Raw genomic sequence first — 13,646 nt, 5'->3', positions numbered from 1 at the left:
GATGTCAAGAAAGTCGTCTCGATATCAAGACGAGTAGGCTGTGCGCATGCAGGATGAGGTCGACCGGCTGGTCGAGGCGTGGCACGCCGAGCGGCCCGATCTCGACGTGCGGCCGCTGCACGTCCTCAGCCGCGTGTCCCGGCTGGCGCGCCATCTGGACCGTGCCCGGCGCGCCGTGTTCGCCGCCCACCGGCTGGAGCCCTGGGAGTTCGACGTGCTCACCGCGCTGCGCCGGGCGGGCGCCCCCTACCAGCTCAGCCCGGGCCGCCTGCTGCGCGCCACGCTGGTCACCTCGGGCACCATGACCAACCGGATCGACCGGCTGGCCGCCGCCGGGCTGGTCGAGCGGCATCCCGACCCGCAGGACAAGCGCGGCGTGCTGGTGCGGCTCACCGCGGCCGGCCGGGCCCGGGTGGACGCGGCGTTCGCCGACCTGCTGGACCGCGAGCACGCCATCCTGGAGTCGCTCACCCCCGAGCAGCGCGACGCGCTGGCCGGGCTGCTGCGCACCCTGCTGATCCCGTTCGACGCCGACGCCGAAGCCGCGCCGCGGAACCCGGCGTGACGGCTCGGCCGGCCGCTCGGCCGGCCGCTCAGCCGGCCTCCTCGGCGAGCATCAGCCACTGCTCCTCGACCTGCGCGGCCTCGGCCTGGACGGCCTTCAGCTCGGCGTCCAGCTCCTGGAGGCGCTCGTAGTCGGTGGCGTGCGCGGCGAGCAGCTCGTGCAGTTCCGCCTGGCGTGCGGCGAGCTTGTCGAGCCGCCGTTCGAGCCGGTCGAGCTCCTTGCGGGCCCGCCACGCCTGGGCGGAGCTCTTCGGCTTGGCCTCGGGCGCCGTGGCCTCCTTGGACGCCCTGGCGGCGGGCGCCCCGCCGGTGCGGGCGGCCGACGTGCGGGTGGGGGCCGCGCCGCGGCGCCGGCGGTCCAGGTACTCGTCCACCCCGCCGGGCAGCAGCGACAGCCTGCCGTCGCCCAGCAGCGCCATGACGCGGTCGGTGACGCGCTCCAGGAAGTAGCGGTCGTGGCTGACGACGACGAGGGTGCCGGGCCAGCCGTCGAGCAGGTCCTCGACCTCGTTGAGCGTCTCGATGTCCAGGTCGTTGGTGGGCTCGTCGAGCAGCAGGACGTTCGGCTCGTCCATCAGCAGCCGCAGCAGCTGCAGCCGGCGCCGCTCGCCGCCGGACAGGTCGCCGACCGGCGTCCACTGCCGCTCACCCCGAAAGCCCAGCCGCTCCAGCAGCTGGCTCGCGGTCCACTCGCGCTTGCCGACGGTGATGCGCCGCCTGATCTCCTCGACCGACTCCAGCACCCGGCGGCCCGGGTCGAGCTCCGCCAGGTTCTGCGACAGGTGCGCCAGGCGGACGGTCTTGCCGCGCACGACCCGCCCCGCCGCCGGGGTGACGCCGCCGTCCAGCAGCCGCAGCAGCGTGCTCTTGCCGCTGCCGTTGACGCCGACCAGCCCCACCCGCTCGCCGGGGCCCAGCCGCCAGGTCAGGCGCTCGAACAGGTCCGTGCCGCCGACCGTGACGGTGGCGTCCTCCACGTCGATGACGGTCTTGCCGAGCCGCGCGGTGGCGAACCGGGTCAGCTCCACGGTGTCGCGCGGCGGCGGCTCGTCGGCGATCAGCGCCTGCGCCGCCTCCACCCGGAACTTGGGCTTGGACGTGCGGGCCTGGGGGCCGCGGCGCAGCCAGGCCAGCTCCTTGCGCAGCAGGTTCCGCCGCTTGGCCTCGGCGGCCGCCGCGATGCGCGCCCGCTCGGCCTTGGCCAGCACGTACGCCGAGTAGCCGCCGTCGTAGCGTTCGACGCGGCCGCCGACGACCTCCCAGGTGCGGTCGGTGACCTCGTCCAGGAACCACCGGTCGTGCGTGACGACCAGCAGCGCCGTGCCGCGGGCCCTCAGGTGCCGGGCCAGCCAGTCGATGGCCTCGATGTCGAGGTGGTTGGTGGGCTCGTCCAGCACCAGCAGGTCGTGCTCGGGGACCAGCAGCCGGGCCAGCGCGACGCGGCGCCGCTCGCCGCCGGACATCCCGGCGACGGGCGCGTCCAGGTCCAGATCGGCCAGCAGGCCGGCGAGCACGTCGCGGACGCGGGTGTCGCCCGCCCACTCGTGCTCGGCGCGGTCGCCGAGCACCAGCGACCGCACGGTCGCCCCCTCGGGGAACTCGTCCCGCTGGGTCAGGTATCCGAGCCGCAGCCCGCGCGCGTGGGTGACGCGGCCCTCGTCCGGCTCGATCCGCCGGGCGATGATCGACACCAGGGTGCTCTTGCCGCCGCCGTTGCGTCCCACGACGCCGACGCGGTCGCCGTCGTCGAGGCCGAGCGACACCGACTCCAGCAGCGGGACCGGCCCGTAGGCCTTGCCGACGTTCTCCAGATTGATCAGATTCACGACGTCCTCAAGGCTACCGATCCCGCCAGGTGCGCGGCTCGCACGGCGTCAGCCGCCGAACGGCCCCTGCCCATAAGGCGCCTGCCCGTACTGCTGCGGCCCCTGGCCGTACGGGGGCTGCTGGGCGGGCGGGTAGGGCGCCGGCGCGTCGCTCTTCCTGACCATGACGGCGACCACCACCACGAGCGCCGCCAGCACGACCACGCCCAGGAGCACGAACAGGACCAGGAGGAGGGAAGAGACCATGCCGGGCTCCCAGGTGAGGACGGACTAGACGACGGTGGCGCCGGGAACGGGGCCGTGAGCGCACAGCAGGGAGGCGGCGACGCCCTTCTCCGCCAGGGCCGCGGCCAGGTCGGCGGCGTGGGCGCCGGTCTCGGCGAGAAAGGCGCACGTGGGGCCCGAGCCGGAGACCAGCGCGCCCAGGGCGCCGAGTTCCAGGCCGGCGTCGAGGGTGCGGCGCAGCTCCGGCTTCAGCGACAGCGCGGCCGGCTGCAGGTCGTTGTGCAGGGCCGCGCCGAGCTCCTTGGCGTCGCCCGAGGCCAGGGCGGCGGCGAGCGCGTCGGACGCCTCGGGCGGCGGGACGTCGCGCCCTTCGCGCAGCCGGTCGCACTCGGCGTAGACGGCGGGCGTGGACAGGCCGCCGTGGGCGGTCGCGAACACCCAGTGGAAGGTGCCGCCGGTGGGCAGCGGGGTCAGCCGCTCGCCGCGGCCCAGGCCCACGGCCGTGCCGCCCAGCAGCGCGAACGGCACGTCGCTGCCGAGGCCCGCGGCCAGTTCCATCAGGTCGAGCCGGCCGCCCTCGTCCCACAGCCGGGCGCACGCCAGCAGCGCGGCGGCGGCGTCGGCGCTGCCGCCCGCCATGCCGCCCGCCACGGGGATCGCCTTGCGGATGCGCAGCGCCACGCGGGGTTCGACGCCGAGCCGCGCGGCGACCAGCCGCGCCGCCCGCGCCGCCAGGTTGCCGTCGTCGACCGGGACGTCCGCGACCGGCACCGGCGACCCGGGCGCGGCCCGCACCTCGATCCGCAGCCGGTCGGCGGGCTCGGCGGTCACCTCGTCGAACAGGGACACGGCGTGGAAGACGTTCACCAGGTCGTGGTAGCCGTCCTCGCGCGGCGGGCCGACGCTGAGCCGGACGTTGACCTTGGCGGGCGCCCGAACGGTAATGGCGGTCACGGAACGACAACCCTATGCCAGACCCGACGCCGGAGGGCCCGCGCCGCAAACACCGTGCCGCACCCCCTCAGCCGCCGCTGACCGGCAGGTTGCGCGGGTTGAAGTACGGGACGGTGGCGAACTCGCGCAGCGCCGAGACGGCGTGCCGGTCGCCGGTCACCGAGTACTTGCGGCGCTCGTCGCGCGGATCGGTGGCGTTCTCGTTGGAGTTGAAGTACACCACGGCCTTGACCTGCGGGTGCTGCAGCGTCTGGGCGGCCTTGCGCAGCCATTCGGCGCGCCGCTCGCCGTAGGAGCGCGGCACCCCGAACTCGGCCACCATGATCGGCTTGGCCCGTCCGCCGGCCCACTCCAGGAAGCCGCGGATCGGCTCGGACAGGTCGCGGTACTCGTAGTCGGCGCCCGGGTAGACGTCGGCGCAGATCCAGTCCACCTGGTCGTCGCCGGGGTAGAACGGCTCGGCCTTGCCGGAGGCGAACCCGCCGGCGGTGGGGCACCACACCCACGCCACGTTGGCGACCTTCTCCTGGGCGAACAGCGCGCGGATGTGCTTCCAGGCGGCCACGTAGTCGCCCGCCGAGTGCACCTTGGCCTGCAGGCCGTCCTTGTCCATGTCGCGCTGCCAGCGCAGGAACACCGGCTTGCCGAGGGCCTTGACGGCGCGCGCCCGCTCCCGGATCAGCGCGTCGTGCTCGCCGCGGACGATCTCCCGGGTGTCGGTGCCGGACCAGGTGAGCAGCAGGTAGCGGGAGCTCTGCGCGACGGCGGTGTCGGTCTTGTCGGGGAACTGCGACTTCCAGCCGTGGAAGGTCTGCACGATGTCCAGGCTCCGGCCGAGCCCGCGCTCGAACCCGGTGACCGCCGCCATGCCGGGGCCGCCCGGCGCGTCCTCGGCGTCGCCGCCCTGCTCGGCGGGCACCCACGCGCCGAAGTAGGCGCCCTTGCCGGGCGGCGTGGGGGCGACGCCCGCCCGGGCGGTGGTGCTGATCTTGGGTGTGGCGACCGCGCCGCTGCTATCGCACCCGGCCGCGACCGCCGTCACGGCCAGAGCCGCCGCGGGCGCCAGGGCCCGCGCCGCCCGCGAACGCGCCTTGAACATGTTCCTCCGCCTCATTCCGGTTACGCCCGGTCGTCCGGTCGCCCGCCGGTTCCGGTCCGCCTCCAGGACCATACTGGGCAATGCGGGCGAAGGCGGCCACGTCCAGAGCTTCGCCCCGGGTTCGCGGGTCGACGCCCGCCGCGCGCAGCGCCCGTTCGGCCGCGTCGGGGCTTCCGGCCCAGCCGGAAAGCGCGGCCCGCAGCGTCTTGCGGCGCTGCGCGAAGGCCGCGTCGATCACCGCGAAGACCTCCTCGCGGGTGGCGGTGGTGGGCGGCGGGTCGCGGCGCTCGAACGCCACCAGGCCCGAGTCGACGTTCGGCACCGGCCAGAACACCGTGCGGCCCACCGGTCCGGCGCGGCGCGCCTCCCCGAACCAGGCCAGCTTCACCGACGGCACGCCGTAGATCTTGCCGCCCGGCGCCGCCGTCATCCGGTCGGCGACCTCGGCCTGCACCATCACCAGCGCGCGCCGCAGCGACGGCAGCGCGGCCAGCAGGTGCAGCACCACGGGCACGGCCACGTTGTAGGGCAGGTTGGCGACCAGCGCGGTCGGCTCGGGCCCCGGCGGGCGGGTCAGCCGCAGCGCGTCGGCGTTGACGACCTCCAGCCGGTCGGCCAGGCCGGGCGCGCGCTCGGCGACCGTGCCGGGCAGCGCCTCGGCCAGCACCGGGTCGATCTCCACGGCCACGACCCGGCGCACCGCCGGCAGCAGCGCCAGCGTCAGCGACCCCAGCCCCGGCCCCACCTCGATCACCACGTCGTCGGACGCCACCTCGGCGGCGCGGACGATCCGCCGCACCGTGTTGCCGTCGACGACGAAGTTCTGCCCGAGCGTCTTGGTCGGCCGCACGCCGAGCCGTCCGGCCAGCTCGCGTATGTCCGCCGGGCCCAGCAGCGCTTCGCAGTCCCCCACCCGTCCAGTGTCCCAGTGGTTCACGGCAGCTCACGCCACCCACGTGGCCGCGGCCGTCCGCCGAGCGCCCGGGGATCAGGAGAACAGGCGGCTTCCGCAGTTGGGCCACTGCCCCTGCCAGCGGCCGTTCACCTTGTTGTAGAGCAGCTGGGCGCGGTAGGTCTGCTCGGCGGCGCTGGCGTCGCTGGGCTTGCCGGTGCCGCCGACCGACGCCCACGTCTGGAGCGAGAACTGGTACAGCCCGTAGTACCCGGCCGGGTTGACGGCCTTGGGGTTGCCGCCGGACTCGCACTTGGCGAGCGCCGCCCAGTTCAGCCGGGAGGCCGCGCCGGCGCCGCTGGGCTTGGGGCCGATCCCGATGATCTGCGCCACCGGCTTGCGCTTGACCTTCTGCGCCAGCACGACCTTGACCTTCTTGCCGCGCCGCTTGACGTAGGCGGTCTGCACGACCTTCAGCCCGTCCTGGCCCTTGCGCAGCACCTTCTCGCTGAACGGCGGCAGCGACGACGACTTCTTGCGGACCACCGGGGCGGGCACCTTGACCGTCGTGGTCACCGGCTTGGACAGCAGCCGCCTGATCTTGATGGTGTCGCCGGCCCGGGCGGTTCGGGGCGGCGCCACCAGGTCGTAGGGGCCGAGCGTGATCTTGGCCTCGGCGAGCACCTGGTCGACGGTCGTCCCGGTCGTCATGGCCGTGGTCTTCTTGCCGTCCACCACGATCACGACCTTGCGCGCGGGCGGGGCGCTGGTGCGCGGCGCGTCCGCGACGGCGGCGGTGTTGCGCGGCGCGGGCTTGCCGTCACCGCCGCAACCGGCCGCCAGGGCGAGGGGAACCGTCAGGAGCACGCAGAACGCCGAGGTACGGGGGGAACGACGCACCTAATCCTCCAGCTACGCCAAGGGGGCGCCGAGGCATACAAAGGGCTCGGCCGACGGCGCAGCACATTAGAGCCACCCGACCACCCTCCGCCACCACAACGGCAGATGTGACGGCGAATGACATAGCGGACGACCCGTCAGGCGGCGCCCGGAAGCCGGAGGATCGAGCACACAGGACGAGGAAAAGGTTGCCGCCCGCAGACCGGGGGCGGATCACCAGGGGCCGAAGACGCGCTCCCCGGTGGCGGCGATCGCGGCGCACAGCTCGTCCACGTCCACGCCCTTGACCTCGGCCATGAAGCGGACGGTGTGCGGGATCAGGTACGAGGAGTTCGGCTTGCCGCGGTGCGGGACGGGCGTCAGGAACGGCGCGTCGGTCTCCACCAGCAGCAGGTCCGCCGGGGCCGCCCGCAGGGCCTCGCGCAGCGGCTCGGCGTTCTTGAACGTCACGTTGCCGGCGAAGCTCATCACGTAGCCGCGGTCGGCGCACTCCTTGGCCATGGCGGCGTCCCCGGAGAAGCAGTGGAACACCACCTTGTCGGGGGCGCCCTCCTCGCGCAGGATGCGCAGCACGTCGTCGTGGGCCTCGCGGTCGTGGATCACCAGGGCCTTGCCGGTGCGCTTGGCGATGTCGATGTGCCCGCGGAACGAGCGGTGCTGGTCGTCCTTGGGGGCCCAGTCGCGGTAGTAGTCCAGGCCGGTCTCCCCCACCGCCCGCACCCGGGGCAGCGCGGCCAGCTTGGCGACGTCGTCGAGCACCGCGTCGCTGATGCCCGTGGTCTCGTTCGGGTGGATCGCCACGCCCGCGTACACGTCGTCGTGCTCGGCGGCGGCGTCGGCGGCGAAGCGCGAGGACGCCAGGTCGCAGCCGATGGTGACGATCCGGGTGACGCCCACCGCCTTGGCCGCGGCCAGCGCCTCCTCCACCGGGACATCGAGCATGTCCAGGTGGCAGTGGCTGTCGAAGACGTGCACCGGCAGCGGGTCGGGAAGCGGGGGGAACCGCTCGGCCGCGTAGCCGTTGGAGCTGCCGGATTCGCTCACTGCCCACCTTCCATCGCACCGTTCCTCGCCGAAGGGGACGAGGCCACGCAATCAAGACTACGGGCCCGGCCGGGCGCTCTCGACCCCGGCGACGCGGTGTTGGACGGCGCTTTGGGCCCGGTTCGCCATGCCGCTCCGGGTTCAGCCGATAACCTGCGGGAGGCCCGGACCCGGACGCGGAGAGCAGCAGCCAGATGACCGAGACCACGATGCGTGAGACGGCCGCCCCGACGAGCGCGTCAAAGGGGCGGTCACGCGGACGGCGGCGGCCGCTTGCGTGGCCGCGGCGGGTCTCCTCGCGGCGCCGCGCGGTGCTGCTGTCGCTGTTCGTGGCGGCGTGCGCGGTGCTGGCGCAGTGGGTGCTGATGGTGCCGCCGCTGTACTTCGATCCGTACTACGTGTGGGAGGCGGCCCGGCACTGGCCGGACATCCCGCTGGACCAGTGGCCGTTCAGCGAGGTCCCGCACCAGGTGACGCGGATCGGGCTGGTGCTGCCCGCCCGGCTGGTCATGGAGGTGCTGGGGCAGGGGCAGGCGGCCTACTTCACGGTCGCGGCGGCGGGCGGCTGCCTGTTCTTCGTCGGCTGCTACCTGGTGGTGCGGTCGCTGTTCGGCGACGCGGCCGGAGTGGCGGCCGCGCTGCTGATGATCGTCCACCCGTTCTTCACGATCACCAACCCGTTCGGCCACGAGATCACCTGGTCGACCGGGGTGATGCTGCCGGACATGCCCGGGGCCGGGCTGTTCGCGATCGGGATGGCCGCGCTGGTCACGGCGAGCCGCCGGACGGGGCGGGCGCAGACCCGGCTGCTGCTGGCCGCGGGGTTCTTCCTGGGGTCCTCGTACCTGGTCCGCGAGTTCCTGGCGTTCCTGTTCCTGCCCATCCCGCTGTACCTGTGGCTGCTGCGGATCCCGTGGCGCCGCAACATCGTGGTGGGCGCGCCGATGGTGGCGGTCCTGGCGTTCAACCTGGTGCACAACGCGCTGGTGTGGGGCACCCCGATGGCGGGGCTGCGGTCGGCGGCCGGGCACGGCGGGGAGCCCAACGAGCCGGTGACGCGGCTCTGGGCGGCGGGCTCGTTCCCCCGCGCCATGGAGGACTGGCACTGGCTCGGCGTCGTCTTCCTGGTGGCGCTCGGCCTGACCGTGGTGGGCTGGGCGGTGACCCGGGACCGGCGGCTGGCGCTGGTGCTGGTGTGGTTCCTGGCCCTGTGCGTGCCGATCACGCTGCTGTCCGGGGTGATCGACCCGCACGACATCTCGCTGCGGGGCTGGCTGGTGCGCTACTGGTTCTCGGTGCTGCCCGCCCTGCTGGCGGGCGGGTTCGGCGCGCTCATCCTGCTGGCGCGGCGGCTGCCCGCGGCGGCCGCCCGGTTCCGGGCGGCGGGCGGCGCCGCCGCGGCCGTGCTGGCGGCCGCGTACGCGGTGACGGCCGTGCAGGCGGTGCCCGACCTGCCGCGCGACCGCGCCTGGGACGAGCTGCGGGGCTGGCTCGCCGACCATGACGACATCCCGGTGATCTGGGCCGACCGGCGCCTGGCGCAGACCATGACGTTCTACACCCGGACCATGTGGGGCGACGTGCGGTGGCACGGCCGGATCCGCGACTTCGAGCACTACACCCAGGCCCTGCCGGCGGGCGCCTACCAGGCCCCCATGCTCTACACGCGCTGGCGCGGCATGGAGTCGCAGATCGCCGCCGGGTACCGGCCGGGCCCGCAGAACGGGTGGCGGCTGCTGTGGCGCTCGTCCGACGGCGTGCTGGAGATCTGGGACCACTCCGGCCGCGACGGCTGACCCGCGGGCCGCTCCGCCCGCGGGCCGTTCACTTCTGGGCCGCGCCCGGTGAGGGGCGCTGCCAGGCGACCCAGTCGCCCTCGGCGGTGCGGTGCCGGGCCACGACGCGCCAGCCGGGCGGCGCGGTGCGCCAGGTGGCGGACGCCGACGTGCTCTTGTCCCAGGCCAGGATCACCAGGTCCACGTCGGTGGGCGGCGCCTGGTTGAGGCCGTCGAAGCCGCGCACCTCGGTCCACCACACCCAGTACATCTGCGGCAGCCGGATCTTCCAGGCGACCGACCAGTCGATCGCCACGGTGCGCTGCTCGCGCGGGTCGGCGATCTGCCGCACGTCGGTCATGGCCGTGTAGTCGCGCACCAGCGGCCGGGCGATGTACCAGGTGGCGGTGACGTTCATGGCCAGGTGCAGGCCGACGAACAGCACGGCCAGCGCCAGGTACCCGTGCCTGGGCACCTGGACCGCCAGCAGCGCCACGGCGAGCAGCGCCAGACCGGCGAACGTGGCGGGCCACAGCCGGAACTCGTTCCAGTTCCAGGTGAGGAACGACGGCTCGGGGAAGTCGTACTGGGTGAAGGCGTAGGTGGTGAGCCGGTCCCCCGCGTACCACTGGACGGCCCAGGCGGTCAGCAGGGCCAGCCCGGCCGCCGCCCCCGCCGCGGCCAGCACGTCCCTGCGGGGCGCGCGCAGCACGAACGCCGCGCCCACCGCGAACAGGATCGGCACCACGCACGCCAGGTAGCGGCCGTAGGCGTAGTTGCCCACGCGGTACTCGTCCGGCAGCGCCGCCGACGTGGCCAGTGCGATGCCCGCCAGCAGCGCGAGCAGGGCCAGGGCCAGGGCGCGCAGCCGCGGCGGCGTGCCCCGGCGGACGGCCACCGCCACCGTCACCGCCAGGCCGACGCCCGCCAGGCCGCCCGTGACCGCGATCTGGTACCAGAGCTGGCCCGTGCCCAGCGACAGCATCCACCCCCAGCCGTCGAGGGTGGTGAGCCGCTGCACGACGTTGGCCTCAAGGTTGTTGTCCCCGTGGGGGTACATGTGCGGCAGCAGGTAGCCGTTGAGCATCGTCCCCGCCGCGGTGGCGGCGGCGAGCGGCAGCGCGCCCAGGGCCGTGGCGCGCCAGGGCCGCCAGCGCAACACGGCGACCAGGCCGACCAGGCCCGCGTGCACCAGCAGGACGATGATGCCGCGCGTGTGGGTCGTGTAGGCGTAGGCGGCCAGCAGCCCCGCGGCCGCCCCGTACAGCGTCGTCCGCGCCGGGGACGCCTCGGCGGTCAGCCACGAGTGCGCGAGCAGCAGCCAGCCGAGCACCACCACCGGCAGCACCGCGTCGGTCAGCACGAACTCGGCGAAGAACACGACGGCGGGGATCAGCGCGGTGGCGTGCGCCAGCGCGTACGAGCTGCGCCGCGACAGCCCGAGGCGGCGCAGCAGGACGAAGGCCAGCGGCAGCATGCCCGCGCTGATCAGCGCGTTGATGCCGATGCACAGGCGGTAGACCGAGACCGGCTCGTCGGCCAGCCAGTACGCCGGCATCAGCAGCAGCGGGTAGCCGCCGCGGTAGATCGTGCTCCAGGAAAGGTCGGCGTCCGGGCCGCCGGTCAGCACCCGGGCGGCGAACAGGTAGCCGGTCTCGTCGGGGGTGGCGACCGGCAGGGTCTGCCCCGAGGCGAGCCACAGCCGCACCGCGACCTGCCCCAGCCAGCCGAGCAGGAGCAGCGCCCCCCAGCCGCGCAGCCGACGCGCCGCCCGCACGGCCCGGGGACCGGTGGAGCGGACCGGGGTGCGCGCGGCCGGAAGCGTCGCCGTCTGCGGGCCCATCACGGCGCGCCGGGACGGTCGCCGGGCCCCACGGGTGGAAGATCCATCGCCGAGTCAGCCTGTCACAATCCGGCAGTCAAGGCGTACAAGGGTAGAAAACGCTCAGCCGGTTCTCGGGATACGGCGCGGCGCTCCCGGCGTCCGGCGCGGCGCTCCCGGCGTCCGGCGCGGCGCGCGACATGCCGGTCACGCTGCGCCACGGCGCGGGTGCGTACGGGTTCGCGGGATGACATGACGTTGCGCTTTCGGCGGTCCGGCGGTGGGCGGGACGCGATCGGGCGGCCGGGCGCGGAACGCCCCGGCCGGATCGGGTCAGCGCTCGGCGTCCCCGTCCCCGGCGGAGTCGTCCGCCTTCTTGGGCTTGACGTTGACGATCTTGACGTTGCCGCCGCCGTAGGTTTCCGCGGGCTTGGGAGCCTCGGCGGACTTCGCGGCCTTGTCGCCCTTCGCCGACTTCGCGACCTTCGCGGTCCTGGCGGTCCTGGCGGCCTTGGCACCGGTGGCGGCCTTCGCGGGCGCGGCGTCCTCGTCCGCCTTGGCGGCCTCGGCGGCCTCGCGCGACACCCGGTGGGCGGCGGCGTCCACCACGCCCGCGGCCTCCTCGGCCACGTCCACGACCGGCGGGTGCTGGCGGCGGCGGATGCGCAGGATGCTCACGAACAGCGCGGCGAACACCGCCTGCAGGCTCATCATCAGGGCGGTGGCGGCCGGGACGACGATGCGCAGCGACTCGCGCGGGTTGAGTTCGCCGAAGTTGTTGACGCGCCAGTGCAGCAGCGAGGCGACCAGGCCGGCCAGGCCCGCCAGGGCCAGCAGCCCGCCGAGCACCAGGCCGCGCTCCAGGCTCAACCAGTCGATGACGCGCTTGACCCGCGGATCGTGCGGTAGGAATCCCTCCTGCATCGCATAGACCTTGGTGAGCAGGGCGAAGATCACCGACTGGAAGCCGATGATCATGGCCGCCGAGGCGCCGACCAGGGTGTCGACGTCGAAGGCGATCTCGCCCACGGTCACCGGGCCGAAGGACAGCGCGATCCCGGCGACCAGCCCGAGCGTCATAAACAGCAGGCCGGGGATGAGGAACAGCCAGCGCGGGCTGTAGAGCAGGAGGAAGCGCAGATGACGCCAGCCGTCCCGCCAGGTGTTCAGGTGCGGCGGACGCGAGCGCCCGTCCGGCGACAGCGTGGTGGGCACCTCGCGGATGTCGTACTTGGCCAGCGTGGCCTTCACCACCATCTCGCTGGCGAACTCCATGCCCCCGGTCTGCAGGCCGAGCCGCATGATCGACTCTTTGTTGAAGGCGCGCAGCCCGCAGTGGAAGTCGCCGATCTTGCTGCCGAAGAACAGCCGGCCGATGAAGCTGAGCACCGGGTTGCCCAGGTACCGGTGCAGCGGGGGCATGGCGCCCGGGGCGATGCCGCCCTTGAAGCGGTTGCCCATGACCAGGTCGGCGCCGTCCCGCAGCTCCTCCAGGAACGGCAGCAGCGAGGTGAAGTCGTAGGAGTCGTCGGCGTCGCCCATGACCACGTACTTGCCGCGGGCCGCGCGGATGCCGCCCATCAGGGCGTTGCCGTACCCCTTGTCGATGACGGGCACCACCCGGGCCCCGGCGTCGCGGGCGAGCTGCTGGCTGCCGTCGGTGCTGCCGTTGTCGGCGACGACGACCTCGCCGTCGATGCCGTGCTCCTCGAAGAACCCGACCGCCTTGCGGACGCAGGTCTCCACCGTCTCGGCCTCGTTGAGGCACGGCATCACTACGGAGAGTTCCACACGATCTCCTTCGTTACCCCTGGTGACCGTCTGCGGTATTTTCCACTAATCTCGTCATGTCCCGCCGGGCGGCCTGTCGTACGCAATGATGCCTGCCCGGGAGGGGCGTTGCGCGCCGCTCCCGCCAAGAGCGCCCGTATCGTGTTGCGCACTTGCTACCCGAACACCCGCTCCGTCACGGCCGCGGGCGGCAGGCTAGGGGGGACAAGCATACGGGCACCGCGGTCCGGCGGGGGCGGGTCGGCCGTGCCGCGGCACGGCTCGATGACGCGGCGAGGGTGTGCCGCCGAACGGGGAACCGGCGACGGACAACGAGTGGGAGGTGCGGCCGTGGCGGGAATCGCGGCGCGGGGCACGATGCTCGGACAGGACGCGGAGACCACGCGGTCCGAAGGGGCGGCGGCGCTTGCGGGGGCGCGCCCGGACGGCTCCGGAGCCGGCGAGTGACGGCCGCGCCGAAGACGCCGCGGAGCACGACGCGGCGCACCGGGTCCGATGGCGAGGAGCCGCCGGACGCCTCATCCTCGTCCACTGCCACGTCGGCCGCGTCCACGTCGCCCGCGTCCACGTCGCCCGCGTCCACGTCGCCCGCGTCCACGTCCCGGCCGCGGGCCCTGGCCGGGCGGGTGCGCGCGCTGTCGTGGCGGCAGGCCGGGCCCTGGGCGCTGCGGACGGGCCGCCGCGCCGCCGAGGCGGCCGCGCGAAGTCGGAGGCCAAGCGGTCTTAGGAAGACAACATCACTCACCAACTCCTT

The 13,646-nt window shown here is 73.9% G+C and carries 11 protein-coding genes; 2 read left to right on the top strand and 9 right to left on the bottom strand.

All coding sequences use genetic code 11. The annotated features are described in order from the left end of the window. Positions 1-46 precede the first annotated feature (46 nt). The gene (locus ABD879_RS17255) at positions 47-565 is read left to right on the top strand and encodes a MarR family winged helix-turn-helix transcriptional regulator (protein ID WP_345022455.1); all 519 of its coding nucleotides are present in this window, start codon (positions 47-49) and stop codon (positions 563-565) included. Positions 566-593: 28 nt separating this feature from the next. Here ABD879_RS17255 and ABD879_RS17250 read toward each other — a convergent pair whose 3' ends face one another. The 7 genes from ABD879_RS17250 to ABD879_RS17220 form a co-directional block, all read right to left on the bottom strand. Next, positions 594-2,390 carry an ABC-F family ATP-binding cassette domain-containing protein gene (locus tag ABD879_RS17250; RefSeq protein ID WP_345022454.1) on the bottom strand — a complete coding sequence of 599 codons (1,797 nt, stop codon included), beginning with the start codon at positions 2,388-2,390 and terminating at the stop codon, positions 594-596. Between the two features lie 48 nt (positions 2,391-2,438). Then, complete coding sequence (locus ABD879_RS17245) at positions 2,439-2,636, bottom strand: hypothetical protein (RefSeq protein ID WP_345022452.1); 198 nt, start codon at positions 2,634-2,636, stop codon at positions 2,439-2,441. A 24-nt stretch (positions 2,637-2,660) separates the two neighbouring features. Further along, positions 2,661-3,560 carry a 4-(cytidine 5'-diphospho)-2-C-methyl-D-erythritol kinase gene (locus ABD879_RS17240; protein WP_345022479.1) on the bottom strand — a complete coding sequence of 300 codons (900 nt, stop codon included), beginning with the start codon at positions 3,558-3,560 and terminating at the stop codon, positions 2,661-2,663. A 76-nt stretch (positions 3,561-3,636) separates the two neighbouring features. Further along, positions 3,637-4,668, bottom strand: coding sequence for a glycoside hydrolase family 26 protein (locus ABD879_RS17235; protein WP_345022451.1), 1,032 nt, complete (start codon positions 4,666-4,668; stop codon positions 3,637-3,639). Then, positions 4,583-5,581, bottom strand: a complete 999-nt coding sequence (gene rsmA, locus ABD879_RS17230) for a 16S rRNA (adenine(1518)-N(6)/adenine(1519)-N(6))-dimethyltransferase RsmA (RefSeq protein WP_345022450.1) — start codon at positions 5,579-5,581, stop codon at positions 4,583-4,585. Before rsmA ends, ABD879_RS17235 begins: the two co-directional genes overlap by 86 nt. A 75-nt stretch (positions 5,582-5,656) precedes the next feature. Then, on the bottom strand, positions 5,657-6,460 hold the full coding sequence (locus ABD879_RS17225) for a resuscitation-promoting factor (protein WP_345022449.1): 804 nt from the start codon (positions 6,458-6,460) through the stop codon (positions 5,657-5,659). Positions 6,461-6,673: 213 nt separating this feature from the next. Then, positions 6,674-7,504 (bottom strand): TatD family hydrolase, encoded by an 831-nt coding sequence (locus tag ABD879_RS17220; protein ID WP_345022448.1) that lies wholly within the window; start codon positions 7,502-7,504, stop codon positions 6,674-6,676. Positions 7,505-7,698: 194 nt separating this feature from the next. Here ABD879_RS17220 and ABD879_RS17215 point away from each other — a divergent pair, with 194 nt between their 5' ends. Then, on the top strand, positions 7,699-9,300 hold the full coding sequence (locus ABD879_RS17215) for an ArnT family glycosyltransferase (RefSeq protein WP_345022447.1): 1,602 nt from the start codon (positions 7,699-7,701) through the stop codon (positions 9,298-9,300). Positions 9,301-9,328: 28 nt separating this feature from the next. On the opposite strand, the gene ABD879_RS17210 is transcribed toward ABD879_RS17215, so the two are convergent. After that, positions 9,329-11,122 carry a hypothetical protein gene (locus ABD879_RS17210; RefSeq protein WP_345022446.1) on the bottom strand — a complete coding sequence of 598 codons (1,794 nt, stop codon included), beginning with the start codon at positions 11,120-11,122 and terminating at the stop codon, positions 9,329-9,331. A 312-nt stretch (positions 11,123-11,434) separates the two neighbouring features. Beyond that, positions 11,435-12,892 carry a glycosyltransferase family 2 protein gene (locus ABD879_RS17205; protein ID WP_345022445.1) on the bottom strand — a complete coding sequence of 486 codons (1,458 nt, stop codon included), beginning with the start codon at positions 12,890-12,892 and terminating at the stop codon, positions 11,435-11,437. Between the last annotated feature and the right edge of the window lie 754 nt (positions 12,893-13,646).

This window comes from Actinomadura keratinilytica (assembly GCF_039539665.1).
GTDB lineage: Bacteria > Actinomycetota > Actinomycetes > Streptosporangiales > Streptosporangiaceae > Spirillospora > Spirillospora keratinilytica.
This window is presented reverse-complemented; position numbering and strand designations above follow the sequence as displayed.

Excerpts from the sequence above, each read along its gene's own strand:
- ABD879_RS17255 (WP_345022455.1), top strand. The coding sequence starts at position 47 with ATGCAGGATGAGGTCGACCGGCTGGTCGAGGCGTGGCACGCCGAGCGG.
- ABD879_RS17245 (WP_345022452.1), bottom strand. The coding sequence starts at position 2,636 with ATGGTCTCTTCCCTCCTCCTGGTCCTGTTCGTGCTCCTGGGCGTGGTC.
- ABD879_RS17235 (WP_345022451.1), bottom strand. The coding sequence starts at position 4,668 with ATGTTCAAGGCGCGTTCGCGGGCGGCGCGGGCCCTGGCGCCCGCGGCG.
- ABD879_RS17215 (WP_345022447.1), top strand. The coding sequence starts at position 7,699 with ATGACCGAGACCACGATGCGTGAGACGGCCGCCCCGACGAGCGCGTCA.
- ABD879_RS17210 (WP_345022446.1), bottom strand. The coding sequence starts at position 11,122 with ATGGGCCCGCAGACGGCGACGCTTCCGGCCGCGCGCACCCCGGTCCGC.